This window comes from Arsukibacterium sp., assembly GCF_018402695.1.
Taxonomy (GTDB): Bacteria; Pseudomonadota; Gammaproteobacteria; order Enterobacterales; family Alteromonadaceae; genus Alishewanella.
Genome location: NZ_JAGYIM010000016.1, coordinates 420,830 through 436,479 on the forward strand (window position 1 = coordinate 420,830; position 15,650 = coordinate 436,479).

Here is a 15,650-nt window from a genome sequence, read left to right on the forward strand (position 1 = left end):
ATGCCGGAAACGTTTTACGCTAAGGAATGTAGTGGTGGGGCGCGCACCGGGTGGGCGGCTTTGGTTTGGGGCAGTAAAACGGCTGCAGGCAGGCTGCTGCCAGTAATACTAAGCAATAACGGTAGCTTATCAGTAGCAAGCGGCAGGCTGTTGTCACTATCATCACTGCTGTCTTGTTCAGTGATCAGGCTTGCCTGGCCGGTTAACGGGCTTATTGCCTGTAGCTGGCTGTCAGCCAACGGTGATAAACGAGGGTCGTGCGCCGTTGCAACTTGCGGTGTTACCAGCAAGCTCAGGTACATTAGCAGGGCAGCCGCAGTTAACCAGCGCATCATCTCAGTAATAATTCTCTTAAAATCAGGGCCAGATTATCTGCCCTTTGTTACCCATCGATAATGAGCGCAGTTAGTGGCAACTGCAAGAGCCGGCTGTAAAAATAGTATGCTAATGCGACCAGCGGCGAATTTTCAGTGCTGACGGCTTAGCTGTGGGTTACCAACTGGCGTGCTATGCGGCGGGCGCGGATAAACCCAACCAGATTACTGAGCAGAAAAGCCAGCTCCATCATTACTGCCACGGGCGAGCCAACTAAAATATTATGTATTATCCAGCTGCTGGCACCCACTGCCATGCACAGTCTTACCCGCCCTAAGCTGGTTTGAAAACTGCCGTAGGTACCTAGCATGGCGGCAGCATAAGGCAGTAAATTCAACGGGCTGTTATACGTGCTTAACAGAATAAGCGTGGCGGCCAGCATAAATAACAACATCCAGTGCTGGCGGGGCTGAATGGCGGCCACCAGAAAGCGGATAGCCGTCAGGCCAACGAACAAAGCCGCTTCATACTGGCCCAGTAAGGCAAAATGGCTGGCATTCACTACCGCCGAGATAAACCAGAACTTCAGCATAGCACTGCGCTGCTGTTGCCAGAACGCAAAAATGCCACTACCAAACGCGATGGCAGCAAGCATTTGTGACCCTGCAAATAATAAGCTGAACTCTGGCAAAACACTCTCAGACGTGGCTATTAAACGGCTGTTATCTTACCGGATTAATGACAAGCTTGCCTGCGAGCATCGGCATAACATATAACCTTCGCATCTGAGTCGCGACGCCAGGATAAATAGAACCAAAATGTGGCTGGCGCAGTATTTTCTGGTAGGCTTGGTGTCAACATTAATGTTAAATGCATTTTGCGGCTGCTATTATTAAAGCACTTTTATTAAAGCACTTTGCTACAGAGCCGAATTAGAAGCTGATGCTGTAAAGAAGGGGTGACGTGGCTGATTTGTTTAACACGCGGCAAAACCTGAGCCATATTAAAGTGGCCGGTGTTATTGGCGCTATTATGTTGTTTGCTGCGCTGTTACTGCATAACCGCCTTAACATAGTGTTGCCTGAAGTTAAGCCCTTTTTGCCTATTTATGCTACCTGCATTATTTTGCTGGAAGGCCTTACCGGCTATCTGTTAATTTCACAATTTCTCAGTAATCGCCGCTGGTATGTCGGCGTTATTGCCGGTGGCTATCTGTTTTTGATCCCGCTGGTGGCCATTCAGCTAATGGTGTTTCCGGGGGTGTTTTCTGATAGCGGTTTACTGAACGCCGGCAGTCAGAGTGCAGTATGGATCTGGGTGTTTTGGCATGCCGGTTTTCCGGCGATAATGCTACTGGCATTACTGACCGAGCGGCTGGCTAAAAATAAACGGGTGCCCAAAGCCAGTGCTCCACTGTGGGCGTTTAATTTTGTCGCTCTGGCCCTGCTCTTTGGTATAGGTCTTGCGTTGCTGGCAACCTGGTACAGCCAGCATTTGCCTGCGTTAATTAGTCAGAACAGTTATCAGCAACTTTTACATAGTCCCTTTGCCATTATGGTATGGGTGCTGAATATTATGGCGCTGGCTTGCATGGCCTGGCGTTGTCGCCTGGGTGGTGTGATGCCGGTATGGTTAACCCTGGCGTTATTTGCCAGTTTACTGGATGTTACCCTCACCCTGTTTGCTGGCAATCGTTTCAGTATTGGCTGGTACGCGGCCCGCGTCAGCAGCACAGTGTCTGCAACAGTGCTGTTAGGCGTGCTGCTATGGGAAATTAATACGCTATATTTAAACATGCGCCGCAGCAATGAGCAGTTGTATCAGTTGACGATGCTGGACAGTTTGACCGGGGTTTATAATCGCCGTTTTCTGGATAAACAACTGCAATTAGAGCTGCAATTAGCTGCGCGTAAACGCACCAGTCTGGCGCTGATGCTACTGGATGTTGATTATTTTAAAGCGTTTAATGATAGCCATGGCCACTTAATGGGCGACCATTGTTTAAATCAGATAGCGCAAAGTATTGCCAGCGTGCTCCAGCGTCCGGCAGATTTTGTCGCCCGCTATGGTGGTGAAGAATTTGCCATAGTATTGCCTGATACCAGCAGTGATGGTGCTATGCAGGTAGCCGAAAAGCTGCGGCAACAACTGGCAGAGCTGGCCATCGTCAGTGGCAGCAAAACACTGAATATTACCGTCAGTATTGGCGTAGCGGTGAGTATCGATGGTCATCACAGCCCTGACGGCTTGCTCAGTCAGGCTGATAACGCCTTGTATCAGGCAAAAAATAACGGTCGTAATCGGGTGATACTGGCACCGCCGGCTGCAACTGACAACATTGAACAAGCAAAACCGTATTAAGGAAAGGGTATGAAAGCAGTAGGTTACCAACATTCTCTGGCTATTACAGAGCCTGAAGCTTTAATGGATATAGAGCAAACCCAGCCCGAAGCCTCGGGTCGCGATTTACTGATAAAAGTAGCGGCCGTGTCGGTTAACCCGGTTGATACTAAAATTCGTAGCAGGGTAACGCCGCCAGCAGGTGAATTTAAAGTGCTGGGGTGGGATGCCGCTGGTGAAGTGGTGGCCTGTGGCGACGAAGTAACAATGTTCAAGCCCGGTGACAACGTTTATTACGCTGGCGCGCTTAACCGCAGTGGTTCGAATGCTGAGTATCAGTTGGTGGATGAGCGGCTGGTGGCCGTCATGCCGGCTAACCTGAGTTATGAGCAGGCAGCCGCTCTGCCGCTTACTGCGATTACCGCCTGGGAATTACTGTTTGACCGGCTCGAGTTAGATCAGTCCAGTTTAAAATATCCACGCCCGGTGTTATTAATTACCGGCGCGGCCGGTGGGGTCGGCTCGATACTGGTGCAACTGGCCCGTAAACTGACCAGTGTTTGTATTGTGGCAACGGCGTCCCGGCCGGAAACGCAAGCCTGGGTAAAAGAGCTGGGAGCGCATTATGTGATTGACCACAGCAAGCCTCTGCAACCACAATTAACTGAGCTGGGTATTGAGTCGGTAAGCCATGTCGCCAGTTTAACTCATACTGATCAGCATTATCCTGAGCTGGTCACATTGCTGGCGGCGCAGGGTAAACTGGCGCTGATTGATGACCCGGTCGGTGGCATCGATATTATGCCGTTAAAACAGAAAAGTATTTCACTGCACTGGGAGTTTATGTTTACCCGGTCGCTGTTCACTACGCCCGATATGCACTTGCAACATCAGCTGCTAACCGACTTAAGCCGCCTGATAGAGCAGGGCCAGATAAAAACCACCTTACAACAAACCTTCGGGATTATTAATGCGGCTAATTTACGCCAGGCCCATGCCTTGCTGGAAAGCGGCAAAGCCATCGGCAAAGTAGTACTGGCCGGCTTTTAACCGGCCCTGGCTTTGCAACTTGGCTGGTAACTGCTGTCTGGCCACAGCTGTCAGGCAATTTGCTGGTTGTCTTGCTCAAAACTGTAGCTGGCTTTAAACAATACCTGCTCCAGAGCCAGTTGCAGCGCTGCATTAATTGGGTAATGTTTATTGCCCAGCTGATAGTCCAGCTCATTGACTTGCTCTTTACTTTGCATCATCAACGGTGGTGGTTCGCTCTGCAGCATAATCAAGCTTTGCTGATACTTTGCCAGATTGTCACTTTTAATAGTTTTACAAACAGACAACGATGTCTGGCCGGTTTTATCACGATAACCGCCGGCGCCAAACATCCGGCAAATACTGGGACGCTGCTGGTACACACTGCACTGACCCTGTTTGCCATCAAATGACAACTTCTGATAGAAAAAACAGCCCTGAGGCGCAGTTAACTGAACGAGTTGATCCAGTGTCTGTTCAGCTTTACCCTGATCAAACAAGTGCAATGCCAGCGGCAACATTTCCAGCACGGTTGCCTCAATAGTCGGGGCCAGACAACACTCACCACAGCCGCTGCGGCATTGTAAGCCCAGGCGTTGCTGATAACTGCTGAAGGTTTCCGCTATTTCGCCATACACAGCCTCAACACGACGCGATAATTCACGCAGCCGTTGCATACAGACTCCGAACGAAATACATAAAGGGGTTTGCTTAATAAAGAAACGACGGATTGTCGCCGCATCATTCTACGCTGAGCCGGATTGGCTCAGCAAGAGGCGGCGGTAAATATTTAACCAGGCCACGCTAACTGGTTGCCATGGGCTCGGTATACAGGTGGATCCGGTTCTGGCCTTTCTCTCTGGCGCTGGCCGCCGCGGCAGCGGCTTGCATCAGAAAACTGTCGCTGTCCTGGCGGCTATTATCAATAACCCGGATACCGATATTAATGCTGATGGTAAACTGCTGTTGTTGCCAGCTGAAATTAAAGCCCTTCACCTGATCGATTAAACGGTAGGCAATAACCAGGGCTTCGTTGGCATTTTTACCCGGCGACAGCAGCGCATACTGGTCTTTCTCTAACCTCGCTAACATATCGGCAGGGGCTAAATTCTGCGCCAATTGCTGGCCCAATTGTTTTAACAGGCTGTCGCCGGCATTGTGGCCATAACGGTTGTTAATATCGTTAAACTGGGCAACATCAATAAATAACAGGCTGCTGTGTCGTTTCGTACCCTGATACAGGCTGCGGGTAAGTTGCTGCAGCAAGTAATGACGGTTGTATAAGCCGGTGATGGCGTCATGATTTGCCTGATAACTTAGCTGCTCGTAAGCCAGCTTTTGCTTGCTGATATCAATAACCGAACCGTGAATAAAAGCGGGTTCTGTGGCGGTGGCCGGTACCAGCCGGGCAGATAGTAAGGCCCAGAACGGGCTGCGGTCAGCCCGTAACCCCCGGATTTCGGCCTGGCGCTGGCCAAATTTATGCAGTTGGCTAATAAAATCCTGACGCTCACTCGGGTTGGCATAAAAGCGGGCCATCCCGTTGCCACCAACATCCTGTCGCAATTCACTGAGTTGCTGATATCCCAGAATTTGCAACAAAGCCAGATTAGCGTCCAGCAACTGGCCTTCTGCATTACCGACAAATAGGCCCTCTGCCGCCTGATGAAACAGCGTTTTATATTTAGCCAGCTCTCGTAATGAATCATGATCGGTGGTCAGTTCAGCATGAATATGATCCAGACTAAAGTGAATGACCGTCATACACAGTAAAATAAGCAACAGCGTTAGATAATGCCACTCCAGTAGCTGTTTAAAATACCCTAGCTGGGCCATCGTCAGAATTGCCGCACTCATCAGCAGGAAAAAGCAGGCCAGGGCCAGCGAGCGAGCGTTTTTCTGGCCAGCAATGGCATAGTGCAGGGTCAGTAACATGTTACTGCTGATAACCACAATAATACTGCCCAGTAACAACCAGAACCGCCATTCGCCGCCAATGAGCAACGGGCTGAACAATAAACTCAGGGTCAGCAGATTATTAAAAATGTGCACCTTGTGCCAGACAAACGACAACGGTTGTTCCAGTCTGGCGCGGATAAACAGGTTAAGGCACAGTAAGGTTAAACCGGCAAAAATGTACAGTACTGCCAGGTTTATCGCCGGGTTATCCGGCCATAACAGCGGGAAAGCCAGGCCGTTGAGGATGGCCAGCACCATGGCAAAACAGGTGAAGAACAAACCCTGATATAAATGCTGACGCTGGCGCCGCTGATTAAACATAATAAAACTGTGCAGCGCCAGCATCAGTAAAATACTGCTAAGCACCCCATCAAAAATGGCATTACCTTGCTGCACGCTGATAAACGCTTCGGGTTGCCACAGGGTAATATCACTGGGAATAATGGCGGCATCTTCTACCTTCAGGTATAAGTCGAACTCCTGCTCTGATGCAAAGTTCAGTTCGGTAATGTAGCCCCGGTACGGCAGCGAGCGTTCAGAAAACGGGTAGTCATTGCCAGTGCGGTTCAGCAGCTCTATATCTTTACTGGCCCGGTTTACCTGATAAACCTCAAGTTTATCGACCATCGGAAAATTATATTCAAGTAACCAGCTGGCCGGTTGTTTACTGGTATTACGCAGGCGTGCTTTAAACCAAACCGGTCTGTTGTCACTGATCATGATCCGTTTATCGCTCTGTACGGGCTGAAAACTATGGGTGTAAGCCGGATCGGCCAGAATATCATCCAGCGACACAGCGCTGGTGGCACTAAGATAATACAGGTGCTGAATGTTACTTTTTGCCGTCGTGGTATCGGCGCCAAGCCGGTTACTTTCAATTTGCGAAGCAAGCAATGGCCAGCTACAAAGCCATAACAGCAAGGCATACAGCCAGGGTTTTACTGATACCACTGACGCTCTCCGTTGACAGGACAATAATTAACATAGCGAAATCGTAGCTCAGTATGGCTGATCCCGGCATTCGTTAAACCGTAGCTTAGCCTAATTAATTACGTTTTAGCTATACAAATATAACATTAGCCGTGAGTAGCCAGATAATCCCCGATTTCAGCAATAAATTCACTGCCATAACGGCTCAGTTTAGTATTACCCACCCCCGATACCGCCAGCATACTAGGGTTGTCGGTCGGTAAACGCTGACACATATCAATTAACGTGGCATCACTGAACACCACAAAAGGCGGCACATCGTCGCGCTCGGCCAGCTGTTTACGCAAGGTGCGTAAGCGGGCAAATAACGTCCGGTCATATTTCTGGTTGCCCAGTTTGGCGGGCACTTTCTGGCTACTCTGCAAGCGCGGTACCGCCAGTTGCAGGCTGGTTTCACCACGTAGCAGCGGCCGGGCTGCCGGTAACAGCTGCAGCACCGAATTGCGGGTAATGTCCTGTTGCAAATAACCAAAGTGCACCAACTGGCGCAATACACTTAACCAGTAATCGTGGCTGTGATCTTTACCCAGGCCCCAGGTACTGAGTTTATCGTGCGCTTGTTCGCGGATTTTCTGGTTTTGGCTGCCGCGCAGGACTTCAATAACATGGGCCATACCATAACTTTGTTCAACCCGGTAAACGCAAGACAGCGCCTTGCGTGCCAGCTCGGTGGCATCAAACTGCTGCGGCGGGTTTAAGCAGATGTCACAGTTACCACAGCGCTGCTGGCGGGCTTCGCCAAAATAATTCAGTAACACCAGGCGGCGGCAAGTCTGGGCCTCGGCAAAGGCCGCCATCGCCTGAAAACGTTGCCAGGCCACTTCAGCCCGGGCCGGGTTTTCTTCGGCCTCCAGCCAGCGTTTCATCCGGGTAATATCCGCCGGATCAAACAGCATCAGCGCTTCGGCCGGCACCCCATCCCGGCCGGCACGGCCGGTTTCCTGATAATAAGCTTCAATGGTCCGCGGCAGTTCAAAATGGATTACAAAACGGATATTGGATTTATTCACCCCCATGCCAAAAGCCACGGTGGCAACGATGATCTGAATATCATCCCGTTTAAAATCGTCCTGCACCCGGCCGCGCTGCTCGCTGTCATGGCCGGCATGATAGGCCGCCACTTTAAAGCCACGTTCACTGAGCTGGCCGCTTAGCTCGTCGACTTTACGCCGCGAGCTGCAATAAATAATACCGGCGCTGCCTTCCTGCTGCTTTAAATAACTGACCACCTGCTCCAGTGGCCGGAATTTTTCCTGCACGGTGTAACGAATGTTGGGCCGGTCAAAACTGCCGGTATAAATGCAGGGGTTGTGCAAGGTGAGTTGCTGCACGATATCCTGCCGGGTGGCAATATCGGCGGTGGCGGTGAGTGCCATTACCGGCACGCTGGGGAAACGCTGCTTTAATAGCGCCAGTGCCATATAGTCGGGCCTGAAATCATGGCCCCACTGTGAAATACAATGTGCTTCATCGATGGCAAACAGACTGACGCCAACGTCAGATAGCCGGTCAAGGAACGCCGGTTGTAATAAGCGCTCCGGTGCCACATACAGTAGCTTTAGCTCACCGCGGCGTAAGCGGGCGAACACGTCTAATACCGCTTCGCGGCTCAGGCTACTGTTAACAAATTCCGCAGCAATACCGTTGGCCTGCAAGGCGTCAACCTGATCTTTCATCAGCGACATTAGTGGCGACACGACGATAGTTACCTGGGGCAAATGCAGCGCTGGCAGCTGATAACACAGCGATTTGCCGCCGCCGGTGGGTAGCAGCACAAAGCTGTCACGGCCACTTAATGCCGCATCAATAATTTCGGCCTGGCCGTCGCGAAAGGCACTGTAACCAAAAGCTTGTTTTAATGTGGCTAATAACTGTTCAGACACGCGCCGCTGTTACCTTTAAAAAAACAGCGGCTATTGTATGCGTTACGCCGGCTAATTTACAGCTTTGCTGCCAGACGTTTTTTATCCCATTATGATTTGTGGTCAGACCAATTTGATGAGCTTGGTCAATATAGAATTTTTTCGAGTTTATGCTCTAATAAAAAATTGATTTTGCCTTTGCTGTGGATCTCTGCTTTATTTACTTGTTATCGTAAAAATGCTACCGTGTCGCCACTTTATAATATTGGTAAGACCAATTTACCGGTGGCGCTTTAATAAGGATTTTAATAACCCGATATGGCTGATTTAAAGATAAAGCCGGCAAAGCTGTCTGATCAGATAGTCACCCAGCTGGAGCATTTGCTACTGGAAGGCAGTTTTGCACCCGGCCAGAAGCTGCCGTCAGAGCGCGAGTTGGCAGAGCGCTTTGCGGTATCCCGGCCGTCGTTGCGTGAAGCCATTCAAAAACTGGAAGCCAAGGGGTTAGTCAGCCGGCGTCAGGGCGGCGGCACCTACGTTTGCGATAACCTGGTGAAAGATTTAACCGACCCGCTATTTAGCTTAATGGCGCAGTATCCGGATTCCCAGTTTGATTTTCTGGAGTTCCGCCACGCGCTGGAAGGCATTTGTGCCTACTATGCGGCGCTGCGTGGCACCGAGAGCGATCATAAAAAAATCAAAAATTTATACGAAGAAATTTGTCTGAATCAGCAGTTTCAGGATGCCGAAGCAGAAGCTAAAGCCGTCAGTCAGTTTTATCTGGCGGTGGCCGAAGCCTCGCACAATGTGGTGTTGTTGCATCTGGTCAGAAGTTTAACGCCGTTAACGGAGCAGAACATTCGCTTAAATCTGGCGGCGCTGCAGCAGCGTGATGGTATAGCCGAAAAATTAAATGATCACCGGCGCCGGCTGATGCAAGCGGTGATTAGCCGTCAGCCTGAACTGGCCCGGCAGGCCAGCAATGGCCATTTAGCCTTTATTGAAGAAGCACTGCTGGAACTGGATAAAGAGCGCTCGCGTATTGAGCGTTCATTGCGGCGTTCGCAGCAGGGTTAATACTTATAAATTTGATGCGCCTGTGGGCGTGAACAACCAAAGGAAACCTCGATATGTCTGAAGTCAGTAAGAATGACATCGACGCTCTGGAAACAAAAGAGTGGCTGGAAGCACTGGAATCAGTAGTGCGCACCGAAGGTGTTGAGCGGGCGCAGTTCCTGCTTGAACAAGTGCTAGAGCAGGCCCGCTTAGAAGGCGTGGACATGCCAACCGGTGTTACCACCAACTACATTAACACTATCCCGCCACAGCAGGAGCCGGCGTACCCCGGCGATGTTAATCTGGAACGACGTATCCGCTCGGTTATCCGCTGGAACGCCATTATGATTGTCCTGCGCGGCTCGAAAAAAGAGCTGGAACTGGGTGGCCATATGGCCTCTTACCAGTCATCTGCGGCCTTCTATGAAACCTGTTTTAACCACTTTTTCCGGGCGCCGAATGAAAAAGACGGTGGCGATTTAGTCTATTATCAGGGCCATATTTCGCCGGGTATTTATGCCCGCGCCTTTGTTGAAGGCCGTTTAACCGCCGCTCAGTTAGATGGTTTCCGTCAGGAAGTCGATGGCAATGGCTTATCCAGCTACCCGCACCCGAAATTAATGCCGGAATTCTGGCAATTCCCAACCGTATCGATGGGCTTAGGCCCGATAGCGGCGATTTATCAGGCGCGCTTTTTAAAGTACTTAAATGGCCGCGAGTTAAAAGACACCACCGAGCAGCGCGTATACGCCTTTTTAGGCGATGGCGAGATGGACGAGCCGGAATCTCGCGGTGCCATCAGCTTTGCCGCCCGCGAAAAACTGAATAACCTGTGCTTTTTAGTTAACTGTAACCTGCAGCGCCTTGATGGCCCGGTAATGGGTAACGGTAAAATTATTCAGGAGCTGGAAGGCTTATTCCGCGGCGCCGGCTGGAACGTGATTAAAGTGGTATGGGGCCGCGGCTGGGATAAACTGCTGGCCAAAGACACCACCGGTAAGCTGTTGCAGTTAATGAATGAAACGGTTGACGGTGACTACCAGACCTATAAAGCCAACGACGGCGCTTTTGTGCGCAAGCACTTCTTTGGTCGTTACCCGGAAACTGCAGCATTAGTTGCCGATATGACCGACGAAGAAATTTTTGCGTTAAAACGCGGTGGCCATGAACCGTCCAAGCTGTTTGCTGCCTTTAAAGCGGCGCAAAACTGCACCGACAAGCCGACCGTTATTTTAGCCAAAACCGTGAAAGGTTATGGCATGGGCGATGCGGCTGAGGGTAAGAACATTGCCCACCAGGTGAAGAAAATGGACATGACCCACGTGCTGCAACTGCGCAAGCGTCTGGGGCTGGAAGATTATATCAGTGAAGATGCGGTAGCCGACTTACCGTACATTGAACTGCCGAAAGGCTCGCCAGAGCTGCAATACCTGCATGACCGGCGTAAAGCATTGCACGGCTACACCCCGGTGCGCCTGCCTAACTTTACCAAGCCATTAACCTTGCCAGAGCTGGAGGCGTTTGACTCATTATTAACTGAGCAAAAACGTGAAATCTCCACCACCATGGGCTACACCCGTATTCTGAATATTCTATTAAAAGACGAGCATATCGGTAAGCAAATTGTGCCGATCATTGCTGATGAAGCCCGAACCTTCGGTATGGAAGGCCTGTTCCGGCAGATTGGTATTTATAACCCGGGTGGCCAGACGTACACCCCGGAAGATCGCTCAGTGGTGTCGTACTACAAAGAAGATGTCGGTGGCCAGGTATTACAGGAAGGGATTAACGAGCTGGGCGCCATGTCGTCCTGGGTGGCGGCAGCCACCTCGTACAGCACCAACGATTTACCGATGATTCCGTTCTACATCTACTACTCGATGTTTGGCTTCCAGCGGGTCGGCGATATGGCCTGGATGGCCGGCGATCAGCAAGCCCGTGGTTTCCTGTTGGGCGCCACTGCCGGCCGTACCACATTAAATGGCGAAGGCTTACAGCACGAAGACGGCCACAGCCATGTGCTGGCCAGCACCGTGCCAAACTGTATTTCATACGACCCGACCTACGTTTATGAGCTGGCGGTGATTATGCAGGATGGTATCCGCCGCATGTATGGCCCGGATCAGGAAAACATTTATTACTACATCACGGTAATGAATGAGAATTACCACCACCCGGCCATGCCAAAAGGCGCCGAGGAAGGCATTCGCCGCGGTATTTATAAGCTGGAGTCGTACAATGGTGATCGCGGCAAGGTACAGCTGTTAGGCTCAGGCACCATCTTTAATGAAGTGCGTAAAGCCGCCGAGATTCTCAGTAAGGACTACGGTGTAGCGTCGGACGTCTACTCGGTAACCTCGTTTAACGAGCTGGCGCGCGATGGCCAGGACGTTGAGCGTTACAACATGCTGAACCCGGACGCCAAAGAGAAAACGCCATTTGTGGCTACGGTAATGGGCAAGGCACCGGCCATTGCCGCTACCGATTATATGAAAAACTACGCCGAGCAAATTCGCGCCTTTATCCCGGCGATATCTTACAAAGTACTGGGTACCGATGGTTATGGCCGCTCTGACAGCCGCGAGAACCTGCGTCGTCATTTTGAAGTAAACGCCGGTTATATTGTGGTAGCGGCGTTAACCGAACTGGTAAAACAGGGCGAGCTGAAAAAAGCGGTGGTAAGCGAGGCCATTAAGAAATTTGGCATTGATGCAACCAAAACCAATCCGCTGTACGCGTAAGGGGATAACGTATGTCGATTGAAATTAAGGTACCGGACATTGGTGCAGATGAGGTTGAAGTAACCGAAATACTGGTGAAGGTCGGTGATAAAGTTGCAGCCGACCAGTCGTTAATTAATGTGGAAGGCGACAAAGCCGCCATGGAAGTGCCAGCCAGCGAAGGCGGCGTGGTAAAAGAAATTAAAGTAAAAACCGGCGATATGGTAAAAACCGGTAGCCTGATCATGATTTTTGAAGGTGATGCCGGCAGCAGCGATAGCAAAGACGATGCTAAAAAGTCGGAAGACAAAAAGTCAGATGACAAGCAAGCAGCAGACCAGCCATCAAAAGAGAGCAAGCCTGCGGCCAAAAAATCCGGCGGCAGTGCCAGCAAAGATGTTGAAGTGCCCGACATTGGTGGCGATCCGGTTGAAGTTACCGAAATTCTGGTAAAGGTAGGCGACAGCGTTAAAGCCGACCAGTCACTGCTTAGCGTTGAGGGCGACAAAGCCAGCATGGAAGTGCCGGCGCCGTTCGACGGTAAGGTGAAAGAAATTAAAGTCAGTGTTGGTGACAAAGTGTCGACCGGCAGCCTGATTATGGTGTTTGAAACGGCTGGCGACGAAGCTGATGATACCGGCGAAGAAGAGTCTGCCGACGCACCAAAAGCGGAAACTAAAGCAGAAGCAAAAACCGATGCTGCGCCAAAAGCCGAAAGCAAAGATGACGACAAATCCTCTGACAGCAGCGATAAAGGCGAAGGCTTTGTTGAAAACAACGCTTATGCTCACGCCTCCCCGGTTATCCGCCGCTTAGCCCGCGAATTTGGTATTAACCTGGCCAAGGTAAAAGGCAGCGGCCGCAAAGGCCGGGTAGTGAAAGAAGATGTGCAAAACTATGTTAAGCAGTTGGTAAAACAGGCTGAAAGCGGCGCTTCTTCAGGCAGTGGCTCAGGCTCAGGTAATAGCATGGGCTTTGATTTAATTGCCTGGCCTAAGGTCGACTTTGCCAAATTTGGTGAGGTAGAAAGCAAGCCGTTATCGCGTATTCAAAAGCTGTCGGGCAATAACCTGCACCGCAACTGGGTGCGCATTCCGCACGTGACCCAGTTTGACGAAGCCGACATTACCGGCCTCGAGGACTTCCGCAAAGAGCAGAATGCGTTAGCCGAGAAGAAGAAAATGGGCGTTAAATACACCCCGCTGGTGTTTATTATGAAAGCGGTGGCCAAGGCACTGGAAGAGTTCCCCACCTTCTGCAGCTCGCTATCGGAAGATGGCCAGAGCCTGATTATGAAAAAGTACATTCACCTGGGTATCGCAGTGGATACGCCAAATGGTTTAGTGGTGCCGGTAGTTAAGGATGTTAACAAGAAAGGCATTATTGAACTGTCACGTGAACTGATGGAAATATCCTCCAAGGCGCGGGAAGGCAAACTCAGTTCTGCTGATATGCAGGGCGGCTGCTTTACCATCTCCAGTTTAGGTGGCATTGGCGGCACGGCCTTTACGCCGATAGTTAATGCACCGGAAGTGGCCATTCTGGGGGTGTCTAAATCGGAAATTAAACCGAAATGGAACGGTAAAGAGTTCGAGCCTAAGTTAATGGTGCCGTTATCGGTATCGTACGACCATAGGGTAATTGACGGTGCTTTAGCGGCACGCTTTACTGCCACTTTAGCCAGCTATCTGGCCGATATCCGGCAAATTATTATGTAAAACCGGCTTACGCCAGCAAAAACTGGCGTAATTTTACATTGATAGCACGATCTATGGTTACAGAGCGGCGGCTCTGATGTTAAAATTCCGCCACTTTTTTTCGCCTGATAGCCGTACCCTACAAAGTAAAGCTGTCAGAAAACCGGACAAATATGAAGGTAATACGATGAGCAACGATATTAAAACTCAGTTAGTAGTCGTGGGCGCAGGCCCTGGCGGTTATTCTGCAGCGTTTCGTGCAGCAGATTTAGGTTTAGAGGTTACCCTGGTTGAAGCGCGTAGCACCTTAGGTGGCGTCTGCTTAAACGTTGGATGTATTCCGTCTAAAGCCTTATTACACGTTGCCAAAGTGATTGACGATGCCCGCGATATGGCCTCGCATGGCGTGTCTTTCGGTGAGCCAAAAATTGATTTAGACAAAATCCGCAGCTGGAAAGACAAAGTTGTCGGCCAGTTAACCAATGGCCTGGGCGGTATGGCAAAAATGCGTAAAGTGAAGGTAGTTAATGGTTTCGGTAAATTTACCGGCGCGAACACTTTACAGGTTGGCGATACCAAAATTACTTTTGAACACGCTATTATCGCTGCCGGTTCAGAGCCGGTAGCGCTGCCGTTTATTCCAAAAGATGACGACCGGGTTATTGATTCTACCGGTGCACTGGAATTAAAAGATATTCCGGGCGAAATGCTGGTTTTAGGTGGCGGTATTATCGGCCTGGAAATGGGCACGGTATACCGGGCGCTGGGCTCTAAAGTATCGGTAGTAGAATTTGCCGACCAGTTGGTCCCTGCTGCCGATGCCGATCTGGTTAAAGCCTACACCAAGTACAACAGCAAAAACTTCAACATTATGCTGTCGACCAAGGTTACCGCGGTTGAAGCGAAGAAAGACGGTTTATACGTTACCTTTGAAGGCAAAAATGCACCGGAAAAAGCAGTACGTTATGACAAAATTCTGGTCGCAGTTGGCCGTAAGCCAAACGGCAACCTGTTAGACGCCACTAAAGCCGGTGTTAATGTAGACGAGCGCGGCTTTATTAATGTTGATAAGCAACTGCGTACCAACGTGAAACACATTCACGCTATTGGCGATGTTATCGGCCAGCCGATGTTAGCGCACAAAGCCGTACACGAAGGCCACGTAGCAGCTGAAGTGATCTCTGGCATGAAGCACTACTTCGACCCACGCTGCATTCCATCGGTCGCCTACACCGACCCGGAAATGGCCTGGACCGGCATTACTGAGAAAGAAGCGAAAGAGCAGGGCTTAAAAGTCGAAACCGCTACCTTCCCATGGGCAGCCTCAGGCCGTGCTATCGCCTCTGCCCGTACTGAAGGTTTCACCAAGCTGATATTTGACAAAGAAACTCACCGCATTTTAGGTGGCGCTATTGTTGGTATTAACGCCGGTGAAATGCTGGGCGAAATCTGCTTAGCAGTAGAAATGGGTGCCGACGCCGAAGATATCGCGTTAACCATCCACGCTCACCCAACCCTGAACGAGTCTATCGGCTTGGCCGCCGAAATGTACGAAGGCTCAATCACCGACCTGCCAAACCCGAAAGCCAAGAAAAAGTAATTTTTCTGAGCAAGTAGAATGAACAAAGGCCGCAATTGCGGCCTTTGTTGTTTTATCTGTAACCACAGATTTTTTGTGGTTA

Annotated in this window: 11 protein-coding genes; 6 read left to right on the forward strand and 5 right to left on the reverse strand. The window is 50.4% G+C overall.

Going from position 1 to position 15,650, the window contains the following annotated elements:
- Positions 1 to 14: 14 nt before the first annotated feature.
- Together KG631_RS09405 and KG631_RS09410 are read right to left on the reverse strand one after the other, a co-directional pair.
- On the reverse strand, positions 15 to 335 hold the full coding sequence (locus tag KG631_RS09405) for a hypothetical protein (protein WP_213999094.1): 321 nt from the start codon (positions 333 to 335) through the stop codon (positions 15 to 17).
- Positions 336 to 481: 146 nt separating this feature from the next.
- Positions 482 to 970, reverse strand: coding sequence for a YgjV family protein (locus tag KG631_RS09410; RefSeq protein WP_213999098.1), 489 nt, complete (start codon positions 968 to 970; stop codon positions 482 to 484).
- A 308-nt stretch (positions 971 to 1,278) separates the two neighbouring features.
- Between KG631_RS09410 and KG631_RS09415 the strand changes: the two genes are divergently transcribed.
- Together KG631_RS09415 and KG631_RS09420 are read left to right on the forward strand one after the other, a co-directional pair.
- Complete coding sequence (locus KG631_RS09415; RefSeq protein ID WP_213999105.1) at positions 1,279 to 2,676, forward strand: MASE4 domain-containing protein; 1,398 nt, start codon at positions 1,279 to 1,281, stop codon at positions 2,674 to 2,676.
- 9 nt (positions 2,677 to 2,685) lie between these two features.
- Complete coding sequence (locus tag KG631_RS09420) at positions 2,686 to 3,705, forward strand: zinc-binding alcohol dehydrogenase family protein (protein WP_213999108.1); 1,020 nt, start codon at positions 2,686 to 2,688, stop codon at positions 3,703 to 3,705.
- A 50-nt stretch (positions 3,706 to 3,755) separates the two neighbouring features.
- Here the strand turns inward: KG631_RS09420 and KG631_RS09425 are convergent, their stop codons facing one another.
- The 3 genes from KG631_RS09425 to recQ form a co-directional block, all read right to left on the reverse strand.
- Complete coding sequence (locus tag KG631_RS09425) at positions 3,756 to 4,361, reverse strand: YkgJ family cysteine cluster protein (protein ID WP_213999115.1); 606 nt, start codon at positions 4,359 to 4,361, stop codon at positions 3,756 to 3,758.
- 127 nt (positions 4,362 to 4,488) lie between these two features.
- Positions 4,489 to 6,594, reverse strand: a complete 2,106-nt coding sequence (locus KG631_RS09430) for a diguanylate cyclase (protein WP_213999129.1) — start codon at positions 6,592 to 6,594, stop codon at positions 4,489 to 4,491.
- A 125-nt stretch (positions 6,595 to 6,719) separates the two neighbouring features.
- Positions 6,720 to 8,516 carry a DNA helicase RecQ gene (gene recQ, locus KG631_RS09435; RefSeq protein ID WP_213999137.1) on the reverse strand — a complete coding sequence of 599 codons (1,797 nt, stop codon included), beginning with the start codon at positions 8,514 to 8,516 and terminating at the stop codon, positions 6,720 to 6,722.
- Positions 8,517 to 8,813: 297 nt separating this feature from the next.
- Between recQ and pdhR the strand changes: the two genes are divergently transcribed.
- The 4 genes from pdhR to lpdA all read left to right on the forward strand — a co-directional run bounded on the left by pdhR (position 8,814) and on the right by lpdA (position 15,568).
- On the forward strand, positions 8,814 to 9,572 hold the full coding sequence (pdhR, locus tag KG631_RS09440) for a pyruvate dehydrogenase complex transcriptional repressor PdhR (protein ID WP_213999140.1): 759 nt from the start codon (positions 8,814 to 8,816) through the stop codon (positions 9,570 to 9,572).
- A 53-nt stretch (positions 9,573 to 9,625) separates the two neighbouring features.
- Positions 9,626 to 12,292, forward strand: a complete 2,667-nt coding sequence (gene aceE / locus KG631_RS09445) for a pyruvate dehydrogenase (acetyl-transferring), homodimeric type (RefSeq protein ID WP_213999142.1) — start codon at positions 9,626 to 9,628, stop codon at positions 12,290 to 12,292.
- Positions 12,293 to 12,303: 11 nt separating this feature from the next.
- Positions 12,304 to 13,989 carry a dihydrolipoyllysine-residue acetyltransferase gene (gene aceF / locus KG631_RS09450; protein ID WP_213999150.1) on the forward strand — a complete coding sequence of 562 codons (1,686 nt, stop codon included), beginning with the start codon at positions 12,304 to 12,306 and terminating at the stop codon, positions 13,987 to 13,989.
- 166 nt (positions 13,990 to 14,155) lie between these two features.
- Complete coding sequence (gene lpdA / locus KG631_RS09455) at positions 14,156 to 15,568, forward strand: dihydrolipoyl dehydrogenase (RefSeq protein ID WP_213999153.1); 1,413 nt, start codon at positions 14,156 to 14,158, stop codon at positions 15,566 to 15,568.
- The last annotated feature ends 82 nt before the right edge of the window (positions 15,569 to 15,650 follow it).